Annotated in this window: 21 protein-coding genes and 1 pseudogene; 11 read left to right on the forward strand and 11 right to left on the reverse strand. The window is 63.3% G+C overall.

The window, feature by feature from the left end; translation table 11 throughout:
• Positions 1-205: 205 nt before the first annotated feature.
• The 3 genes from E1H16_RS06660 to eccCb form a co-directional block, all read right to left on the reverse strand.
• Positions 206-616 (reverse strand): universal stress protein, encoded by a 411-nt coding sequence (locus tag E1H16_RS06660; protein ID WP_134322889.1) that lies wholly within the window; start codon positions 614-616, stop codon positions 206-208.
• Between the two features lie 136 nt (positions 617-752).
• On the reverse strand, positions 753-1,058 hold the full coding sequence (locus tag E1H16_RS06665) for a DUF1499 domain-containing protein (RefSeq protein ID WP_134322890.1): 306 nt from the start codon (positions 1,056-1,058) through the stop codon (positions 753-755).
• 49 nt (positions 1,059-1,107) lie between these two features.
• Positions 1,108-4,545: a type VII secretion protein EccCb gene (gene eccCb, locus E1H16_RS06670; protein ID WP_134322891.1), complete on the reverse strand. Its 3,438-nt coding sequence runs from the start codon at positions 4,543-4,545 to the stop codon at positions 1,108-1,110.
• 94 nt (positions 4,546-4,639) lie between these two features.
• Between eccCb and E1H16_RS06675 the strand changes: the two genes are divergently transcribed.
• The 4 genes from E1H16_RS06675 to msrA all read left to right on the forward strand — a co-directional run bounded on the left by E1H16_RS06675 (position 4,640) and on the right by msrA (position 7,798).
• A complete protein-coding gene (locus E1H16_RS06675; protein WP_134322892.1) occupies positions 4,640-5,536 on the forward strand; it encodes an EsaB/YukD family protein in 897 nt (298 codons plus the stop codon).
• Entirely contained in the window at positions 5,533-6,564 is a 1,032-nt protein-coding gene (locus E1H16_RS06680) for a type VII secretion protein EccB (RefSeq protein WP_134322893.1), read from the forward strand. The genes E1H16_RS06675 and E1H16_RS06680 overlap by 4 nt, the downstream gene beginning before the upstream one ends.
• Before the next feature lie 212 nt (positions 6,565-6,776).
• Positions 6,777-7,253, forward strand: a complete 477-nt coding sequence (gene msrB, locus E1H16_RS06685; protein WP_134322894.1) for a peptide-methionine (R)-S-oxide reductase MsrB — start codon at positions 6,777-6,779, stop codon at positions 7,251-7,253.
• Entirely contained in the window at positions 7,250-7,798 is a 549-nt protein-coding gene (gene msrA / locus E1H16_RS06690; protein WP_134322895.1) for a peptide-methionine (S)-S-oxide reductase MsrA, read from the forward strand. Before msrB ends, msrA begins: the two co-directional genes overlap by 4 nt.
• Positions 7,799-7,939: 141 nt before the next feature.
• Here the strand turns inward: msrA and E1H16_RS06695 are convergent, their stop codons facing one another.
• Complete coding sequence (locus E1H16_RS06695) at positions 7,940-8,272, reverse strand: TraR/DksA C4-type zinc finger protein (RefSeq protein ID WP_134322896.1); 333 nt, start codon at positions 8,270-8,272, stop codon at positions 7,940-7,942.
• 161 nt (positions 8,273-8,433) lie between these two features.
• Between E1H16_RS06695 and E1H16_RS06700 the strand changes: the two genes are divergently transcribed.
• The 4 genes from E1H16_RS06700 to E1H16_RS06715 all read left to right on the forward strand — a co-directional run bounded on the left by E1H16_RS06700 (position 8,434) and on the right by E1H16_RS06715 (position 10,559).
• Complete coding sequence (locus E1H16_RS06700) at positions 8,434-9,015, forward strand: GNAT family N-acetyltransferase (RefSeq protein WP_134322897.1); 582 nt, start codon at positions 8,434-8,436, stop codon at positions 9,013-9,015.
• 77 nt (positions 9,016-9,092) lie between these two features.
• A complete protein-coding gene (locus E1H16_RS06705; protein ID WP_134322898.1) occupies positions 9,093-9,524 on the forward strand; it encodes a hypothetical protein in 432 nt (143 codons plus the stop codon).
• 12 nt (positions 9,525-9,536) lie between these two features.
• Entirely contained in the window at positions 9,537-10,163 is a 627-nt protein-coding gene (locus E1H16_RS06710) for a TetR/AcrR family transcriptional regulator (protein WP_134322899.1), read from the forward strand.
• Between the two features lie 30 nt (positions 10,164-10,193).
• Positions 10,194-10,559, forward strand: coding sequence for a GNAT family N-acetyltransferase (locus E1H16_RS06715; protein ID WP_134322900.1), 366 nt, complete (start codon positions 10,194-10,196; stop codon positions 10,557-10,559).
• 10 nt (positions 10,560-10,569) lie between these two features.
• Here the strand turns inward: E1H16_RS06715 and E1H16_RS06720 are convergent, their stop codons facing one another.
• The 3 genes from E1H16_RS06720 to egtD all read right to left on the reverse strand — a co-directional run bounded on the left by E1H16_RS06720 (position 10,570) and on the right by egtD (position 12,604).
• Positions 10,570-11,223, reverse strand: coding sequence for a sigma-70 family RNA polymerase sigma factor (locus E1H16_RS06720; protein ID WP_134322901.1), 654 nt, complete (start codon positions 11,221-11,223; stop codon positions 10,570-10,572).
• 186 nt (positions 11,224-11,409) lie between these two features.
• On the reverse strand, positions 11,410-11,571 hold the full coding sequence (locus E1H16_RS18575; protein ID WP_208378885.1) for a hypothetical protein: 162 nt from the start codon (positions 11,569-11,571) through the stop codon (positions 11,410-11,412).
• Positions 11,572-11,608: 37 nt separating this feature from the next.
• On the reverse strand, positions 11,609-12,604 hold the full coding sequence (gene egtD / locus E1H16_RS06730) for an L-histidine N(alpha)-methyltransferase (RefSeq protein WP_166741648.1): 996 nt from the start codon (positions 12,602-12,604) through the stop codon (positions 11,609-11,611).
• A gap of 201 nt (positions 12,605-12,805) precedes the next feature.
• Here egtD and egtB point away from each other — a divergent pair, with 201 nt between their 5' ends.
• Complete coding sequence (gene egtB, locus E1H16_RS06735) at positions 12,806-14,065, forward strand: ergothioneine biosynthesis protein EgtB (RefSeq protein ID WP_134322903.1); 1,260 nt, start codon at positions 12,806-12,808, stop codon at positions 14,063-14,065.
• Between the two features lie 8 nt (positions 14,066-14,073).
• Entirely contained in the window at positions 14,074-15,477 is a 1,404-nt protein-coding gene (locus E1H16_RS06740) for a dihydrolipoyl dehydrogenase family protein (RefSeq protein ID WP_134322904.1), read from the forward strand.
• Here the strand turns inward: E1H16_RS06740 and E1H16_RS06745 are convergent.
• The 3 genes from E1H16_RS06745 to E1H16_RS06755 are packed head-to-tail and all read right to left on the reverse strand — an operon-like array spanning position 15,474 to position 17,135.
• The gene (locus tag E1H16_RS06745; RefSeq protein ID WP_208378886.1) at positions 15,474-15,767 is read right to left on the reverse strand and encodes a DUF6510 family protein; all 294 of its coding nucleotides are present in this window, start codon (positions 15,765-15,767) and stop codon (positions 15,474-15,476) included. The genes E1H16_RS06740 and E1H16_RS06745 overlap by 4 nt on opposite strands.
• Positions 15,767-16,564, reverse strand: a complete 798-nt coding sequence (locus E1H16_RS06750; protein ID WP_341765376.1) for an FAD-binding oxidoreductase — start codon at positions 16,562-16,564, stop codon at positions 15,767-15,769. The genes E1H16_RS06745 and E1H16_RS06750 overlap by 1 nt, the downstream gene beginning before the upstream one ends.
• The gene (locus E1H16_RS06755) at positions 16,539-17,135 is read right to left on the reverse strand and encodes a molybdopterin-dependent oxidoreductase (RefSeq protein ID WP_134322905.1); all 597 of its coding nucleotides are present in this window, start codon (positions 17,133-17,135) and stop codon (positions 16,539-16,541) included. The genes E1H16_RS06750 and E1H16_RS06755 overlap by 26 nt, the downstream gene beginning before the upstream one ends.
• 347 nt (positions 17,136-17,482) lie before the next feature.
• Here E1H16_RS06755 and E1H16_RS06760 point away from each other — a divergent pair, with 347 nt between their 5' ends.
• A complete protein-coding gene (locus E1H16_RS06760; RefSeq protein ID WP_134322906.1) occupies positions 17,483-18,205 on the forward strand; it encodes an RNA polymerase sigma factor in 723 nt (240 codons plus the stop codon).
• 25 nt (positions 18,206-18,230) lie between these two features.
• Here the strand turns inward: E1H16_RS06760 and E1H16_RS18580 are convergent.
• A pseudogene (locus tag E1H16_RS18580) lies at positions 18,231-18,518 on the reverse strand (hypothetical protein); the annotation flags it as partial.

The following is an 18,518-nucleotide window of genomic DNA, read 5'->3' on the forward strand; positions in this document are numbered from 1 at the left end:
CGCTGAGCGCATCGCGTAGTCACCGTAGGCGACGGGCCACCGGTCGTCCTACGCGCGCGCAGATGACGCAGGGCGCCAGTATCAGTGAGTACGCTCCGACACACGCGGGACGATCCTAGCGGCGATGTCAGTTGCGGAGCCGTTCATAAATGACGAACGCCGCCGACCAGGACACTGGTCGGCGGCGTTCGCTGCAGGCAATTGGTTAGCGCTTGGTCGGCTGATCCGGCTTCACGGCGAGCACATCGCAACTCGCGTCGAGCAGGATCCGCTGGGCGACCGAGCCCATGATCAACTTGCCGACCGGCGAGCGCCGGCGCAGGCCGATCACGATGAGTTTGGCGCCGGTCCGCTCGGCGACCTCGACGAGGTCTTCGGCCGGGTCGTTACCGCGGACATACCCATGCACTTCGTGCTCGACTCCGGCGGCCTCGACCCGATCGGTGACCTTGCGCAGTTCCTCGTCGAAGTTCATCCCCATCTTCAGGAACTCGTCGCCGCCCTTGCTGGACCCGACGACGATCAACTTCTCGTTGCGGAGCTTGGCCTCCTCGATGGCGCGGTCGAGGGCGGCGCGACCCTCGTTAGTAGGAATGAATCCAACGACTACAGGCATCTGTCATCCTTCGATCCGGCCACACCATCACGGCACGGCACGTTGTGCTTGGCAGCGATAACTGCATCAGCAATCGTTTCACACACTGGCGTTCCGGCGCATCTATCAGCGATATCCCGCATCGTGCGCCGTGTGGTTACGGCGCGAGACCGGCCGCGATCGACTCGACGTTCTTCTTGTTCTTGCCGTAGTCGACCAGTTGTAGCGGGAACGCACACTGGCTGCGGATGTGTACACCGGTGCCGCCGTCGATTGGATGCAGAGTCACGGTGATCTTCTCGCCCCAGCTCAGCGCGCCCATGCCCACCTTGGCCTGGACAGTCGGCGGCGTCATGATGACTCCGGTTACCTTAGGCATCCGCGAGATCACCTCACGCGCACGTTGCGCAACTGCTTCTGGTGGTGCCGGAATGGTCAGTTGTTGCTCATGGCTTCGTCCCATGGGCAGATAGCGTAGCGACGGCGGGTCCGGCCACCGCGTCCGAGTCGTACTAGACCGTTTCGACGATTGCTTGGATGTCGACGGTGCCGCGTCCCTGCCCGACAAACACCCCCGTCCCCCACCCGGCGGGCCCCGGTCGCGCTCCGAGCAGCGGGCCCTCGTCGTTGGCCCGACTCAGTAGCAGGCCGCAGGCACCTAGGTCCCGTAGCACCGACAGCACCTCATCGTGCATCCCGGCGACGGCTCCGGACGCGCGGCGGGCAACAGTCACTCGCAGGCCAATGTCGGCGGCGTACGGCAGGAACCGACGCAGTGGTGCGAGGTTCGTACCCACCATCGTCGCCAGGTCGTAATCGTCGACTAAGAGATGCAGTTGCGGACCGCTCCACCAGGTCTGTTCGCGCAGTGCGTCCGCGGTGATGTCCGCCGGCGGCATTCTGCGCTCAAGACCGGTAACCAGGCCGTCGATAAGTTCGGCTGCGGCGGACGGCGTGGCGGCGTACCCGAGCTGGTACTGCGGTTCGAAGGCATCCAAGAGGCGCCGCCGTGGATCGATCACCAGCACTTTCGCGCCACGACGACAGTGCTGCCGCCCCAGTGAACGCAGTATTGACGTGCGACCGGAACCGCCATCACCGATGATGAGCGTGTACGGCGCGGACTCCGACAACAGGATCGGCCGCGCTGACGACCGGTCAACTGCCACGCACAACCCACGGTCAGTGACGTCGGTACTGAGGTTGCCGGTGGTGAGCACAGTAGGGAGTTGTGGCAGTCCGCGAGCGCGGGATCCACGCCAATGTCGCACGATCTGATCGACGATCTGCGTCGGGTCTCCCCCGGCGCCGTACAGCGCGTGTCCGTCCTGCGTCAATCCACGCCCTGGTTGGCCGCGCGGTACGAGCGCGGCGCTGCGCCGATCGATCTCGGACTCGATCGGATCACCCAACCGCATTTCGATCCGATTTCCGAACAGCTCACGCAGCCTCGCCGGTAGGTCCAGCCATCGGTGCGTGGTAACGACGAGATACACGCCAACAGAGAGCCCGCGTCGCGCGATATCGAGCACGATCGCTTCGAGAGCATCGTGCCGATCACGGAATCGCGCGTACCCGTCGATCGCGAGTAGGACGGCCGCAGTGCTGTGTGCGCCCTGCTCCCGTTGGCTCACGATCGCTTCGATGCGGCGTATCACTGCTGCGGCGCGTTGCGTATCACTGCTGCACTCCGCGACATGTGGGAGCGCTTTCAGGTTCGCGAAAGCTGCCGGGGCGGCCTCGATCAGGTAGAGGTTCAACTCGTCAGGTGTATGCCGCAACGCGAGCGATAACAAGGCCGCCTGCGCGAGCGTGGTCGAGCCCGATCTCGTCGTCCCCACAATCGCGAGGTGCCCGCTGCTCAGGTTCACGGTGCCGATTTCTGTCCGCTGGAGGTCGGGTCGATCGACAGTGCCGATCGCCGCGCACATCGCCGGATCTCTTACTGTCCCGAATCCGCGATCCGCCCGCACCTGCAAGTCCGGGTACAGATCGCGATGGTGCGGTAAATGCGGCGGCGGAGCCCAGATCGGCAGCCGTACGCCGGGCGTCGCAGCCGCGGTCGCGATGACGTGCTGCAAGATGGTTGGTCCCGAAGCTGTGTGAGCGGCCGCGCACAATCGACCGTTGCGGTACGTCAGCGGCTTGGGCTGCAGCTGAGTATCGCGGTGTGCGCGGGTCGGCGTTACGTGCGGATCGCCTGTGTAGCGTGCTTTGAACGCGGTCGGGTCGGCCGAACCGCATCGAAGGAATCCGTGGCCAGGCGTGTTGGGCAGGGTTGCTGCGTCGGCTGTGCCCAGGATGCTGCGTGACTCGGCGACACTCTGCGTGCGTAACGCTATGCGGTAGGTGAGGTGCGCCTCTAGCCCTTTCAGTCGCCCTTCGTCCAAGCGTTGCGACGCGATCAGCAGGTGGACGCCGAGCGACCGTCCGAGGCGTCCGATCTGCACGAGGACGTCGATCGCGTCGGCGTGCGCGGCCAGGAGCTCACTGAATTCGTCGACGACCACCAATAGACGCGGAGTGGACATCGCCGCTGGAAGGTCGTCGATGCCGGCGACCCCGGCTGTGCGCAAGAGTCGTTGCCGGCGACGCAGTTCGGCAGACAACGCCATCAGGACGCGGTCGACGAGAGCCGGATCGTCTTCGAGGTTCGTGACGACGCCCGCGGTTTGCGAGAGGTCGGTGAACGGCTCGAAGGTGGCGCCGCCCTTGAAGTCAATCAACAGCAGGGCGAGTTCGCCGGGGGTATGGACGGTGAGGAGGCCAGCGACGATCGTCCGCAGCACTTCCGACTTCCCCGAGCCCGTGACGCCAATCAGCATGCCGTGTGGTCCACTTCCACCGGTACTGCTTTCTCGAATATCTAGGTGAACCGGGCCATCCGGCCCCCACCCCAGCAATGGTCTTAGCACCTCATCCGAGGTGTCACTGTGCATCGCGCGAGCCGGATGTTCTCGGGCAGCCGCTGACCGACACGCTGCCTCCAGTTCGGCGGCGCTGCAGGGTATCGACGGTAAGGCACGCGGCATGTCTCGGTGTCGCAGTGACCGAGCTTCGATCGCGACGTCCGCCTCATGTCCGGCTGGTTGGAGTATGAGGCACCATCTCGCCTGGCGTATCAGCGCGTCGCTCAGCAGCGAAGGTGTGTCGGCAATCAGTAGTACCGGCTCCTCGATCGAGGTGAGCAGATCAGCCATCGCGGCCGACGAATCAGCGACCAATCGGGCAGCGCCGACGTCATCGACAAGCACCGGATGTCGGTGCTGTGGCGCCCAGCGCAGTTGCGTCCATCGATGCGGGTGTGCGGTGAGAACGGCGATCCGCACCTCATGCGGCTCGAAATCGAGTACGAGCCGGCGCGCGACCTGCCGGGCGAATCCCCGCGTGTCCTGCGCTGCCCCGGAGATGACAGTCGCCGCTGCCAATGGGTACCGCACCGGGATATCGCGGACTGCTCTGGTGCGGGCGACAAACTGCTCTAATCGGAGGTGACAGAACGGGTCAGGGCGCTCACCGGTCAAGATCGTCGACTCGTCGCGATCGAGAGTGTCGGTGGCCATTGGTACGTGCAAGGTTGATCCGCTGATGGTTGCCGTCGCCTTCGACGCGCGGAGCAGCGCATCGTCGGCGCGCATAGCGGCTCGGGTGTGGTTCAGCTCGGCAAGAAACCGGTCACGGATGACAGCTTTCCCCTCGCGTTTGTCGCGACGGTTGCGTGCATAGTTTCCTGCCACCATGGCGATCGAGACTGCAACGATAAGTCCGCCGGCGATGTAAATGAACGGCGAACGCGGGGCGAGCGCCAGAAAGCCGACCGCGCCGAGACTTCCCACCGCTGGCAGCGCGGACATCCACCATGGATTGCTACCGCGCGAGGGCAAATCCGGGACTTCAGGCAAGTTGAGGAACCGGTTGTCCACAGCGACGAGGTTTTCCCCAGCCCTCATCTTCGGGCTCCTCTCATCGACGAGTCGGGATTAGCGTTCGTGCGAAGTTACGACACATTTCCTAGCCGAATCGAGTTGTCCACAGGAGGGACCTGTGACCATTCCGCTCACCGTCGTCGGTGCTGAACAGTCCAACGATCTGGTGCTCCCGAAACACCTGCCGCTCGCCGTACTCAGCGATGATCTCAGCGAGATTTCTGGGCTACCGGTGACGGAGTTACACACGGTTTCCGGTCGGAAGTTGGACCTGTCGCTCTCGCTACACGAGAACGGCATCGCTGCCGGAGCGATCGTGCTCGTCAGCAACCCGGCTACCACCCTGATCGCAACGGACGACGTCGCCGACGTTGTGCAGGCAGATCCACGTCCCGGATCGCCGCTGGATCGCCGCGGTGTCGCGCTGACCTGCGCCGTCGCACTGCTTATCGCTATCGGGGATGCGCAGGCGTCACAGCCGGTGCTTGCCGTGGGCTGCCTCGCCGCGGTCGTCGGCTGGGCGCTGCTACCCCGGCTGGTCCTGCGGATGCGCGGGTTGAGCGCCGCGAACGATCCGACGGACGGGCGAGTGCGTGACCGCGTGGTGGCCGCGCACACGCTAACGGGGTGGGGCGGGCGCGTACTGGCGGTCGTCGTGCTGGCTATGGCCGTGGCGCTGACGATGCACGTCGATCCGGCGGCCGTCATCACAGGCTGGCTGATGCTGGTGTGGGCGTGTTTGCGTTCAACCGGCAACGATCCGATCCTCGCGCTGCCAATGCTCGCCGCGGTCGCCATCGCGACGGCTACTGGCCTCGCGGTCGTCTTCGACTCGGAAGGGGTCGTGATTCCGGCGATCGCCACGTCACTGGGCACGATGATGTCTGGTTGGGCATTGGCGCCGAACGTGTCCCGGCCATTCACCCGGGTTCTGCGCGAGCAAGCGTTACGCATCGCAACAGTCCTCACTCCTGCCGGTTTATTGCTCGCGTCGGGTCTGCTGCCACTGCCATGACGCGCGCGACCGATGACTGGGAGAGCGCGCGGTATGCCCAACGGCGGCTGCGTCGTTCGATCTCGACGCACGGCGAAATCCGCGGGCTAGGTATCGCGATGGTGCTCGCCACGCTGCTCATCGCCTGTTCTTATCTCGCCCGCGCTACGTCTGGAAAGGACTCTCCCGTCGCTCTCGAGGATCACTCACGCGTGCTCACCGAGGACGGACAGATCTTCGTTATCGACGATCAGATCGCCCACCCGAGCGCGAATCTGACCTCGGCGCGACTGCTGAGCGATCGCCTGGTGCGGGCGGGCACCCAAGACGTCGACGCGCTGCCGATCGGCGTACCGCTAGGGATCCCCGGCGCGCTGACAACACTGCCTGATCCGGGCGCGCTGTTGCCGGGTCGATGGCAGTTGTGCAGCGGCCGCGACGGAACTCAGACCTTGATCTGGGATGCGGCGTCGTACCTCGCTCCGCCGACCGGCGACGGCATCCTGTTCACCGACGGATCACGGGAGTGGATCGTTACCGATGGCGTGCGGACGCCGCTGCCACAGTCGCCAGACGACTCGGGGATTGCCGCAGCGGGTCTCGGTCCGCCGCCACCACCAGCGCCGATTGCCTCGAACGTCCTGGCGCTCATCCCAACGGCGGATCGCCCGCTGACCGTCACCCGGTGGATCACATCGCCGGCGGTCGTGTGCGCGCAATCCGATCCGGCGGCGCGGTACGCCCAACCATCAGCATCCGCGCTGGCGTCCGGTTCTGCGTCACTCGCGCCTCATAACGGCGACACGCGAATCGTCATGCAGCCGGGCGCCGGTGTGCTGGCTCTTCGAGAAGGTGGCGGCTATTGGTTGCTGATCTCGAGCGGGGAACTCGCGCCGATCGCCGACGACGCCGCGCTGAAACGTCTGGGCTACGAATCGACGGACGCCGTCGAGGTACCGCACGCACTGTGGGATGCACTCATCGCCGGCCCCGAACTCAGTATCGAGGCGGCGAGCGCCCCGCTGACCAATGAGCACGCCGGCGCCTGATGCCGCTCGAGATCCGGCTCGTAGGCCAATTCGCGGTCGTACATTCGCTTGGGGACGAACTGTGATTCGAAAACGGACCGTGCACGCGTAGGAGCCCGAGCACACATCTCGACAAACTGAACGATTTAGTCCATATTTGGGGAATCATCTACGGCGGCGCCGTGTTATTCGTGCGACGTCGCAACCAGCGAGGTCAGAGAGGAAGACGAATCGTGTCACGCGACTACGCCAAGACCGCCGAGGCGCTTGAGGGCCTCACCGCAGACCAATTCCGAGTTACTCAGTCCGATGGCACTGAGCCGGCATTCCGAAACGAGTACTGGGATCATCACGAGCACGGAATCTACGTCGACGTGGTATCTGGGCAGCCGTTGTTCTCGTCGACTGACAAATACGACAGCGGGACTGGTTGGCCAAGCTTCACCAAGCCGATCGACGCCGAGTCGGTGCACACGAGGCCCGACGGGTCGCTGGCAATGGTGCGCACCGAGGTCCGTTCGACCGGCGCGGACAGTCACCTCGGCCACCTATTCAACGACGGTCCGACCGCGGCGGGCGGGCAGCGGTATTGCATGAACTCTGCGGCGCTGCGTTTCATCCCAGCGGGCGACCTCGAGAGCGAGGGGTACGGCGAATACCGCCACCTTTTCGAGGACGGGGAGAACAACAACAAGGAGACCACATCATGACCAACGGCTTCACCGACACCGGCCAGATCACCCGCGAGCCCGGCCTAGATACTGCCGTACTCGCGGGCGGATGCTTCTGGGGAATGGAGGACCTTATCCGTCGCCAGCCGGGTGTGCTGGCCACCCGTGTGGGCTACACCGGAGGCGACAACGACCACGCAACGTACCGCAATCACCCAGGACACGCCGAGGCGGTAGAGATTCTTTTCGATCCCGGGCAGACTACCTACCGAGACATCCTCGCGTTCTTTTTCCAGATTCACGACCCGTCGACGCTGAACCGACAGGGTAATGACATCGGATCAAGTTACCGCTCGGCGATCTTCCCGCTTGACGCCGAGCAGGAGAAGGTAGCCGTCGAGACGATCGCGGATGTCGACGCATCCGGCTTGTGGCCAGGAGATGCGGTGACGACGATCGAGCCGGCGGGCGCGTTCTGGCAGGCTGAGCCGGAGCACCAGAACTACCTGCAGACATTCCCGAATGGATATACCTGCCACTTCCCGCGACCGGATTGGGTACTGCCAAGGCGCACGACTGCTTAGCGCCCCCTAGACCGAGGGCGCGCTCACCGCAATCGCGGTGGGCGCGTCTTCGCTGTGCGCGGCACCACCGGAGAGCGTGCCACACGTAGCGAACCCTCCGACGTCGTGCGGCGCCGCGACGCCATAGACGCGGTAATCGCATTATTCGATCTCGCCGACCAGGTATTCGGCGGCCGGGTTGGCTTCCAGTCGATCGTCTGGTATCCGCAGGCCGCTGCGTAGTGAAAACCCATACGTGCCCGCACGCAGTCGCGCCTGGGCTCGCGTGACCGCCGCGAGTTTTGCGCTCACCTGCTCCGCGACGACATCTTCGAATAATTCATGTGAGAGTGCACCCGCCGAGTCGAATACCGACGTCTTTGCTTGCGCGACCGCCTCCAGATCACCGTCGCGGGTTGCGCACACGTCTGCCAGTAGCGCGCTAAGCCGGGCGTGCTCGGCAGTGAGTAGTTCCTGGGCTCGAGTCACGTTCACCGATGGCCCCCTCCTAGTGTCGATTTCGGTCCTATCGGTTGGTACCACCAACCGCGCCACTCTTTCGGCACACAACCCGAAAACTTCCATGTGGACGCTATCGTTCTGTTGCCGTAGCGTCACCGCATCACCGCGATCTTTCACGAGCCCCGGAGTTTCCGATGCCCCATCACGTCTCTATTACCGGCACGTCGATCCAGACAACCCGCCTCACCGTGCGGCCATGGCGCGAGTCCGACGCGCGCGGGGCCTTCGAGATATACGGCAGCACCCAGGTCTCCCGATGGCTAACCCCCGCAATGGAACACATTCACGACATTGCATCAATGCGCGCGATTATCGCGCGGTGGAACACCACGCCACCGAACGCGCCCGGGCGCGCAGTCGGACGTTGGGCGATCGAGGAGAGAACCACTGGCCAAATCATCGGATCAGGACAGATCTTGCCGCTCCCGCCGGTGGGCGAAGACTTAGAGATCGGCTACCAACTAGCACCGGACGCATGGGGCATGGGCTTCGCGGCTGAGGCTGGGCACGCGTTGGCGCATTACGCGTTCGCGAACGGCGAGGACGAGTTGTTCGCTGTTGTTCGCCCCCGCAACTTCCGCGCGGAGCACGCCGCGCGCCGCATCGGGATGGACTGGGTCGGGGAAACCGATAAGTACTACGGTTTGCGGCTACAGGTATTTCGGCTACGAAAGAGCGATATCGACATTCCCACTCCCGACACTCCTCACACTTGATAGTGACCCCATAGATAGGGACCTTATCGTCCATTTATGACAGAATGACGACAAGAGCGCATGGCCAGAGGGGGACGATGGATACGTACTTCGCGAAGGTGCTGGCGATCGAGCGCTCGGCCTTGGCCGAGGTGAAGTGCCCGGCAACACTGCACACGTGGCAGCAACGGATCGTCGGGGAGTTACTGGACCCGAGTTCAACACACTCGCTAGCGCTCCGGGAATCACACAAACGTCTCGACGGCGTCGACTTCATCGAGCAATGGCGCGTCCTTATCACGCAGACGATCGACCGACTCGCCAGCACCCGCCACGACCCCGTCGACCCTCGGTGCGACACGCTCGACAGCAACCAAATGGCCACACTCGTTCTGGCCGCACTACACGGCGGCGCTGCACTCAGTCACATCTCGCGAGACGAGCATCCCCTGAATGCTGCCCTCGACCTGGCGTTCGCGTGCTTCCGGCGCCCACCCGAGTCGCGGTCGAGCGACGGTCACGATGACTAGCGTGAGCACGCCATGACGACGGACGACACGACTCACGACAAACGACTGACTACCCGAGGCGCGCGCACCCGCGGCCGGATCGTCGCGGTGGCAGCAGATCTTATGTACATCCAGGGCGTCGAGGCAACCACACTCGATAACGTGCTGGTCGCGAGCGGAGCAAGCAAGTCTCAGTTGTACCGGCATTTCAGCGACAAAGCGACGCTTGTGCGCGCCGTCATCGATCACGTCGGGGACCGGATCATCACTCGCGAACGAGAAACGATCGGCGACGTGACGACACTCGGCGGCCTGCGCAACTGGGCGGACGGGCTCGTGAAACTCAACGGCCTGCGGCACGGTGCCTATGGGTGCGCGCTCGGATCGCTGGCCGCCGAGATAGCAGACCGGGATGAACTCGCGCACGCGACCCTCTTACGCCTGTTCACGCAGTGGCAAACCCTGATCCACGAGGCGCTGGTGGCCTTGCAAGAAGCCGGCGAACTGCTTCCGAACGTCGCGGTCGACCAACTCGCCACGGGCCTAATGGCAGCCCTGCAGGGCGGCTATCTGCTCGCTCAGACCGAACGAGACGTCGAGCCCATGGCGATCTCACTGGACCTGGCACTCAGCCATATCGAGAAACTCGCCGCCAGGTAACCCCATGGGCTGCTTATCGAAGGTAACGACATGAGTAAGGATCTAAGTACGGTGGAGCACGCGCGATTGCGGGACAACACCGACTCAAGCCGCTTCGAGTTACATCACGCCGGCCTACGCCTCGGCGTCTTGCATTACACGCGGCTCAAACCCAACCGCTACGCACTGCAGCACACCGAGGTGTACCCCGAATACCAAGGCAGAGGGGTCGGCGGCACGATGATTCGGAGGGTTTTGGACGAAATCCAGCGCCGCAACGGCACTATCACTCCGATCTGTCCGTTCGTCGTAGACTTCCTCGAACGCACTCCGGACTATAACGATATTCGCGACGCTCGCCACCCTGGTTATCGCGACCGCGCGGCCGCTGAGGCAGCGCGATCCAGGGCCGATTAAGGGTCGACGGTCACGCGATCGTCGACTCAGTCAGGTGTCCGCTGGCGACCAGAGCGGCCCGCAACTTCTTACGCGCATCGAAAAGCACCTTGTATAACGCGTTATGCGTCGAGCCGAGTTCGTCGGCAAGGGCGTCGATAGGCATACCGTTGAGCACATTCGCGACGAACACGCGCCGTTGCCGGTCCGACAGGCTCTGATCAACCGCCGCGGCGACCGCTTCCGCGAACTCGCGAGCCTGCACCTCATCCTCCGGACCCGCGTCGAACCGAGCGGGAGTTCGCGACCAATCCTCCTGCTCGTACGGGGACTCATGGCGCCACCAATAGTGTCGATTCATCTTCGAGGCGACGTTAAAGATGACGAACTTGCATGCCCATGTGGTGAATCGAGCATCTCCGCGAAAGCGGTCCAGGCGTTCGGTGATCGCCACTAACGCGTCGGCTGCGGCCTGGCAAGCGAGGTCATCGAGTTCAGGCCCACTCAATCGCAGTACCGGCGCGCGGCGACGCGCCTCGGACCTCGCGACTCGCAGCAGCACGGCGAACAAGTCCCTGCTCGCGACTTCTTTGCGGGCTCCCGGCGTTGTCAAGTCCTCGACCCAGCGGTGGTTTTCGCGATCGATCGCGGCGTCGTTCACGTCACCCTCTTTCGTCGAGGCCATGCGCACTTCGCGCGCAATCTGCACCCACGTTAACTGGACGAAATAGTCCTAGTAAGAGGTTACACGGGTCTCGCCAACGGTCGTCGTCGTATCGCGTGGGCCGTCAGGGGTCGGGTGGTGACGTGGCACCGCTGTCGATGGCCGCGATCAGGCCTTCCATGTCTTCCGCGCATGGCCCGCACGCCGCTAAATAGGTGCATACTTCGGGAAATGCTCTGCTGCGTCCGCGCCCGTGACAACCAACTCGGCGTAGACGTCCGGCATCTCCATCGTGGCATCGCAGCCCACGTCATACGGACCGGTACGCAATATGGCCTCCGAAGGCTGCCAATATTCGTTACTGCGCACGCCTCCTCCACGCCATTCGACTCTGGCTCCAGGTGAGTCAGGAGCACCGTACGCCGAGCACTAGCCCGTAGTCGTCACCTGCACCGCTCGCGTTCTCGCCCCCACTCCACCAACCGGCTGTCCGCAAGCCCGCGTCAGCGAATTCGCGTTCGATCTCGGCGCGCCGAAACTTCGTCGAGATCTCGGTACGAATCGCCTCGCCGCACCGCAGAGTCACGGCAGCTTCCAGCGCGCGCAACGGAACTCTCATGGAACGCCGCGCCTGCAAGCTCATCTCGATCCTGGATTCCGCGGCGTTCCACTGCGCGACATGCGCAAACTGGTCGTTGTCGAACTCCGCGCTGAGCAGCCGATTCAGTACGTTCAGCATATTGCGGTTGAACTCGGCGGTCACCCCGCCTGCGTCGTCGTATGCCGCGATCAACCGGTCAGGCGACTTCACAAAGTCGACGCCGAGCAACAGCGCCTCTCTGGGCTCAAGAACATCAGTGAGGTTGCGCAGGAACCGGGTACGCTGGACGTAATCGAAGTTGCCGATCATCCCGCCGAGTAAGGCGACCAGTCGCTGCCCATATCGCGGAAGTTTGCTCAGTGGAGTTTCAAAGTCGCGTAGCAGGGCATGGATCGGCAGACGCGGGTACAACTCGCGCAGGACATCGATAGCGCCGATCAGCGCATCACGACTCACGTCGATGGGCACGTAATCGACGTCGAGATTCTGCGCATACATCGCGTCAAGCAAAAGCGGCGTCTTGGAGGATGAGCCCGACCCGAGTTCGATCAGCGAGGTGCACTGCGGCACTGTCGCCGTTATGTGGCGCGCGCAGCGGTCCAGAATTGACCGTTCCACCCGCGTTGGGTAGTACTCCGGCAGCTCGGTGATCTGCTCGAACAGCTCGCTTCCACGTCGATCGTAGAAGTACTTTGGCGGCAGCACCTTGTTTGCAGCGAACAGGCCACGGGCGGCATCTGCCACCAGCGACTCGGTGAGCTGCCGCTCGGTGAGTTCGATGTCGATCCTGGTTGCGATCATTGGCGGAACGCGATCCTTCGTACGACGGTCGGGACGACGCCGCATTGTCGCCTCGGCTTCGTGTCAACATTGGTGGCACCGGTCTCCACGGGTCTTACTTGGCGCTTCGCCGGTAAGGCGACCCGCATACCGGGTCACTAACCTCCCCGGGCCTCGAACGCCGTCGTGTGCCCGCACCCTCGGGGAAACAGGAGGAAAACCGTGACTGACCGCGTGTACCTACTGGAGCGCTATGACGACGTCCGCAGATATACCGAACAACTGGCGGCTCCACTGTCCGCTGAGGACCAAACGGTGCAGTCGATGCCCGACGTATCACCGACGAAGTGGCATCGCGCGCACGTAACCTGGTTCTTCGAGACCTTCGTGCTCGCCTCAAACGAGGCCGGTTTCACGCCGTTTCAGGATACGTATTGGTTCTTGTTCAACAGCTATTACGAAGCAGTCGGTCCGCGCTATGCTCGCGCTATGCGTGGCGTGATCAGCCGGCCGGGTGCGCACGACGTCGGTGGGTATCGACACAACGTCGATGCCCGGATGCGCGAGTTGCTGACGAGGGTCGATGAGGACACGTTGACCAAGATCGCCGGCACGATCGAGCTCGGATTCCACCATGAGCAACAGCATCAAGAGCTACTGTTGATGGATATCAAACACGCGTTGTCACTGAATCCACTGCAGCCGACGTACGCCGGAGGGTTGATCGGCGGCGATGCCGACCGACTGGGCTGGAAGGAATACAACGGCGGGTTGGTGGAGGTTGGTCACGAATCCGCCTCCGATGGCCCGTTCTGCTTCGACAACGAACTCCCTCGCCACCAAGCGTGGCTACCTCCATACCGCCTCGCCGATCGGCTCATCACCAATGGTGAATGGCTTGAGTTCATGGCAGACGGCGGATATGCGCGGTCCGAGCTGTGGCTCTCGGACGGGTGGTCTCGAATTGCCGCAGATGGGTGGGATTCCCCGCTTTACTGGGCCCTCCAGGACGGGGTGTGGATGGAGCACACTCTCGCCGGCACTCATCCGATCGATGAAAACCTGCCGGTGTGCCACATCAGTCATTACGAGGCCGACGCATACGCTCGGTGGGCCAGCAAGCGGCTGCCCACTGAAGCAGAATGGGAACATGCAGCGCGCTTCGAGAAAGTTGTCGCGGCCAACCTCGCCGACGACCAGACGTGGCACGCCCGAGCAGCGGGAGCGGCGAATGGCAGTTTGCGACAGTTGTTCGGGGACTGCTGGGAGTGGACGTCCTCGGCGTACCTGCCGTACCCGGGCTTTCAGCCAGCGACGGGCGCGATCGGCGAGTACAACGGCAAGTTCATGTCGAACCAAATGGTGCTCCGCGGCGGCTGTGCGTTCACGCCGACCGGGCATGCGCGCTCCTCGTACCGCAACTTCTACCCACCGAGTGCCCGTTGGCCGCTCACCGGCGTGCGTCTCGCCGACGACGGATAGGATCACCCATGACTGCCTCGAATGCCCACCCCACCGCGACACCGGTGGACCTCGTCGTTATCGGCCTGGGCCCTGGCGGTGAGACACTCGCGTCACGCGCCGCGTCCGCTGGCCTTTCGGTCGTCGCGGTCGACGAGCATCTGGTCGGCGGAGAATGCCCCTACTACGGCTGCATCCCCACGAAAATGATGCTTCGAGCTGCCGAAACACTGGCCGAGTCACGCAGAGCGTCCCAGCTATCGGCATCCGGCGAGCTCGCGGCGGACTGGTCGCGACTCGCGACTCGGGTGGCAGAAGAAGCGACCGACCGCTGGTCCGACAAGGTCGCTGTAGAGCGACTGGAGCAAGCCGGAGCGCGCGTCATTCACGGACGCGGGCGAGTCACAGCCGCCGATGAGGTAGAGATCGAACGACCGGACGGGCAACGAGAACGGTATCGCGCTGACCGCGGCATCGTGCTGAATCCGGGAACTCGCCCCGCCGCTCCACCTATCGACGGTCTCGCACAAACGCCGTACTGGACAAATCGTGACGCCGTGCAGGCCGTCGAATCCCCGCACAGCCTGATCATCATCGGCGGCGGCGCATCCGCCGTGGAGTTCGCGCAGGCGTTTGCGCGGTTCTCCACCCGCGTAACGGTAGTGGAAGCTGGCGAGCGGCTGATCAGCCACGATGAACCGGAGGCCTCCGACGTACTCCAATCAGCGCTGGAGGCAGACGGGATTGTCGTGGTCACAGGAGGACAGGTCGTTCGCGTCGACAATAACGACGGTTCGTTCTGGCTGAGCCTGCGCGACGCGGACGTACCGCTGCACGCCGAACGGCTGTTAGTGGCAGCCGGACGCATCCCGAACCTCGATGGCATCGGTCTATCGACTCTCGGGATGACATCGGACTCGATAGACGTCGGTGATGACCTACGCATTGCGGAACGGATCTGGCTCATCGGAGATGCCGCGGGCCGCGGCGCCTTCACGCACACCTCGATGCATCACTCGGACATCGTGGCGCGACAACTGCTCGACCTAGACGGTCCGCGGTCAGCGACGCCGACGGTTCCGCACGTGACGTTCACAGATCCGGAAGTAGCCAGTGTGGGGCTCACCGAGAAGAGCGCCCGTGACGCCGGGATCGCCGTGGCCATGGGAAAGGCTAACTTGGGTTCGCGTGGATTCACCCACGGTCCGGGGGCCGAGAACGGGTTCGTTAAGGTCGTCGCGGACACCGATCGACAGATACTCGTCGGCGCGACCGCGGTCGGTCCGTTCGCCGGTGAGGTGCTGGGCATGTTGACACTCGCCGTGCATGCGCAATTGCCGATCGCGACGCTGGAATCGATGATCTATGCGTATCCAACATTCCACCGAGCGATATCTTCAGCACTCTCGGAGCTGTCGAGCACCGGCAGCTAGACAGGCGCTGTGAACATCCAGGTGCGGGAGCCGGACAGGTCGAGCCAGGTGCCGCGAGGTGTCCTGGCGAGCCGCGCCAGAATCGCGTCACAGCCGCGGCAGCGCAAAACCGTTCCAGGCCCGCCGAGGTAAACGCGCGCTTGCGCGAACAATTGTTCTGCGCCACATCCGTCGCAGTGAATGGTCACGGTGGTGACGTCGTTGGCGAATATATTGCTGAAATCTCCAGCAGCGGCATTGCCGTCAAGTTCCATTCGGTCGCTGGTGTGGGCGTTCCGTTCAGAGGTCATTAGTCTGCTCCTGAAGGTCCGAATCGTTCAGTGCGGATGGCAGCGTCGGGGTAGCCCGCCGCGCACAGCAAGGCGGTGGCATGGTCGACAAATCCCGCCGGGCCGCACACGTATACCCGCTCAGCCCGTTGGCCGGTCGCGGGAATAGCGATGTCGTCCAGTCCGAGCCGCCCAGCTACGCGCCGGTGCGCGTCGGGGACGGTCCGCGTGTAGATCAGGCGAATGTCAACGCCAACTGCCCGCAGTTCGTTCAGTTCTCGTCCATACATGAGGTCGTCCGGTCCACGCAGCGAGTACGCCAAGATGACGGGCGTCTGGTCGCCCGTCTGCCGCCACGCACGGAGCATAGTGACGAGCGGGACGACGCCGGAGCCGCCGGCGATCAGCATGACGGGGCCGTCACCGATCTCTGGTTCGCCAGGCTCCCAGACGAACCAACCGCCAATGGGGCCGCGGATGTCGAGTTCGTCGCAGATCTCCATCACCGCATACAGATACGGCGATACTTCACCGCTCGGTACGAGATCGACCGTGATCGAGACGCTGTTGCCGTCTACAGGAGCCGCGAGTGAGTAGCTACGTTGCGCGGAATAGCCGTCGGGTGCGGTGAGCCGCACGTCGATGTGCTGACCCGGTCGATGGCCGGGCCAACCCGGCACCTTGAGATCAAGAGTGCGCGAGTGCTGAGATTGCGAGTGCAGACCTATCAGCGTCCCCTTTCGCCACAGCCTCGTCGATCCTCTCGTGGGTCCGCCGCGTTGATCGTTGTCCTCAGTCACCGGCGTACCGCTCTTCACGCCATGGGTCCCCGTAGTTGTGATACCCGAAGCCCTCCCAGAATCCAGGTTCGTCGAACTGCTGCATCGTGATACCGGTGACCCACTTTGCCGATTTCCAGAAGTAGAGGTGCGGAACCAGCAAGCGCGCCGGCCCACCGTGCTCCGCGCTCAATGGCGCCCCGTCGTACTCGTACGCGATCCACGCCTTGCCATCGAGCAGGTCTACTAACGGCAGGTTCGTGCTGTACCCGCCATACGAATGCACCATCACGTAGTCGAAGCCGGTCTCGACGTCGGTGAAGAAGGTGTCCAGACTGACCCCGCGCCACGAGGTGTCGAGCTTCGACCACTGCGTTACGCAATGAATGTCAACATCGATCGTCTCAGCAGGTAGATCCATCATCTGTGGCCATGTCCACTGCAGTGCCTGTCCGGTTTCGGCCGTGACGGTGAAACGCCATTTTTCCGTCGAGACGCTCTGGGTCGCGCCAGCGGTGAGTACCGGGAACCCTGTTGTGAGGTGCTGGCCAGGTGGCAGATCGACAGCGGGCGTTTCAGCGCGCCGCGAGAAACCTCGCGAAATGGTCATTGAATCTTCTCTCTCGGACTTTCGGTGCTCCTCATCGAGCGTTACACGCCACCCACAACAGGTCTATATCGTCCAGTTTATTGGCTGCGTTCGATCACGTCAAACGAAAGATCCGGTCCGACGTTTGCCACTTACGCCACCGGGGCCGACTGCGGCTCTCGCGCACACTCTCTCACTGTCTGAATCAAACCGCGACGACCATCACGAAGGGGTAAGAAATGACGACTGTTCACTGTCGCGACTTCGTCAAACTTGGCGCAGACCTCCAGTTGGCGCCTGAGGAAGATCGCCCCGCGCTCACGGCACACCAGTTAGGTTGCGCTGACTGTCGTACATACAACGATCAGATGACAATGACGCGCGAGTTACTCTCCTGGCTATGGGAACATGGCGCCGATGGCGCGCCTCGGCGAGCACTCGGCCTGCCACGTGCGGGAATCTCGGAGTCCCCAGCGGCCGCCTCGAATGGCGACATATTTCGGAAGCTGCATAGTCGCGCAGCGCTTCTCGACCCGCAGCATGCGGAGGATCTCGCTCAGCAAGCGCTAATCGTTGGGCTCGAGCGTGAGCGCGAGGACGGCCTATCTCGCAACCTGGATGAATTGACCGCCATACTGCATTCGCTAACCGACGCCGAGCAGCGCACCACAGCGCTATCGACTCCTGAGGCTGACGTCAGCGCGCCGATTCGGGAACGATCCGCGTGGTTCGATGGGCTCGACGGTGACGCCGACGAGCCCGAGTTGTATTACCCGGACCTATACCCACAGGACGACCCGATCGAGGGATGGGTCGACAGTCCCAATCAGTGGCGTGGTGCCGTCGAAATCTTGGCGCCCGAACAGAATGAGGAACTAACCGACCTGTACAGCGAGCTCGAATTGGTGCTAGACGAACTTCCCGCCCCGTTGGGCACCCTGATTGAACTCGTGGACATCCAGGGTCATTCACTCGTCGAGTCCGCGTACGTCCTGGGACTCGACGAGTATTCCGCAGCCTCAATGCTGGCACGCGGTCGTAACCACGTTCGAGGCCGGCTCGACACCTATCTCGCTGCCGGTGGCAGCTAACGGCGCTGCCCTTCTCCGCCGGAATCTAACCGTGGTGCAGAGACTGAGGATCGTGTTCCCCCAGCGAATGCATCGAGGCTTCTTCCGCGCTCTCCCCCATAGCCTTACGTTCGGCAATAATCGCTTCCGCCCGCGCGCGGTGTTTCTTGGAGCCGCCGTGTGCTTCGAGTTCCATTCGTTCGAGCATGTGCGGGTAGTGCAACTCGAACGCCGGACGCTCTGAACGGATCCGCGGCAGCGACAGGAAGTTGTGCCGCGGCGGCGGGGACGTCGTTGCCCATTCCAGCGAGTTGCCGAAACCCCACGGGTCATC

Origin of the sequence: Cumulibacter soli (genome assembly GCF_004382795.1) — a bacterium.
GTDB classification, from domain to species: Bacteria; Actinomycetota; Actinomycetes; order Mycobacteriales; family Antricoccaceae; genus Cumulibacter; species Cumulibacter soli.

Bases quoted from the DNA above. Each gene is read 5' to 3' on its own strand.
- egtD (WP_166741648.1), bottom strand. From the start codon at position 12,604: ATGATCGCAACCAGGATCGACATCGAACTCACCGAGCGGCAGCTCACC.
- E1H16_RS06700 (WP_134322897.1), top strand. From the start codon at position 8,434: ATGCCCCATCACGTCTCTATTACCGGCACGTCGATCCAGACAACCCGC.
- eccCb (WP_134322891.1), bottom strand. From the start codon at position 4,545: ATGAGGGCTGGGGAAAACCTCGTCGCTGTGGACAACCGGTTCCTCAAC.
- E1H16_RS06755 (WP_134322905.1), bottom strand. From the start codon at position 17,135: ATGACCATTTCGCGAGGTTTCTCGCGGCGCGCTGAAACGCCCGCTGTC.
- E1H16_RS06665 (WP_134322890.1), bottom strand. From the start codon at position 1,058: ATGGGACGAAGCCATGAGCAACAACTGACCATTCCGGCACCACCAGAA.
- E1H16_RS06660 (WP_134322889.1), bottom strand. From the start codon at position 616: ATGCCTGTAGTCGTTGGATTCATTCCTACTAACGAGGGTCGCGCCGCC.
- E1H16_RS06745 (WP_208378886.1), bottom strand. From the start codon at position 15,767: ATGACCTCTGAACGGAACGCCCACACCAGCGACCGAATGGAACTTGAC.
- E1H16_RS06710 (WP_134322899.1), top strand. From the start codon at position 9,537: ATGACGACGGACGACACGACTCACGACAAACGACTGACTACCCGAGGC.
- E1H16_RS06680 (WP_134322893.1), top strand. From the start codon at position 5,533: ATGACGCGCGCGACCGATGACTGGGAGAGCGCGCGGTATGCCCAACGG.
- E1H16_RS06760 (WP_134322906.1), top strand. From the start codon at position 17,483: ATGACAATGACGCGCGAGTTACTCTCCTGGCTATGGGAACATGGCGCC.
- E1H16_RS06715 (WP_134322900.1), top strand. From the start codon at position 10,194: ATGAGTAAGGATCTAAGTACGGTGGAGCACGCGCGATTGCGGGACAAC.
- E1H16_RS06720 (WP_134322901.1), bottom strand. From the start codon at position 11,223: ATGGCCTCGACGAAAGAGGGTGACGTGAACGACGCCGCGATCGATCGC.
- msrA (WP_134322895.1), top strand. From the start codon at position 7,250: ATGACCAACGGCTTCACCGACACCGGCCAGATCACCCGCGAGCCCGGC.
- E1H16_RS06740 (WP_134322904.1), top strand. From the start codon at position 14,074: ATGACTGCCTCGAATGCCCACCCCACCGCGACACCGGTGGACCTCGTC.
- E1H16_RS06705 (WP_134322898.1), top strand. From the start codon at position 9,093: ATGGATACGTACTTCGCGAAGGTGCTGGCGATCGAGCGCTCGGCCTTG.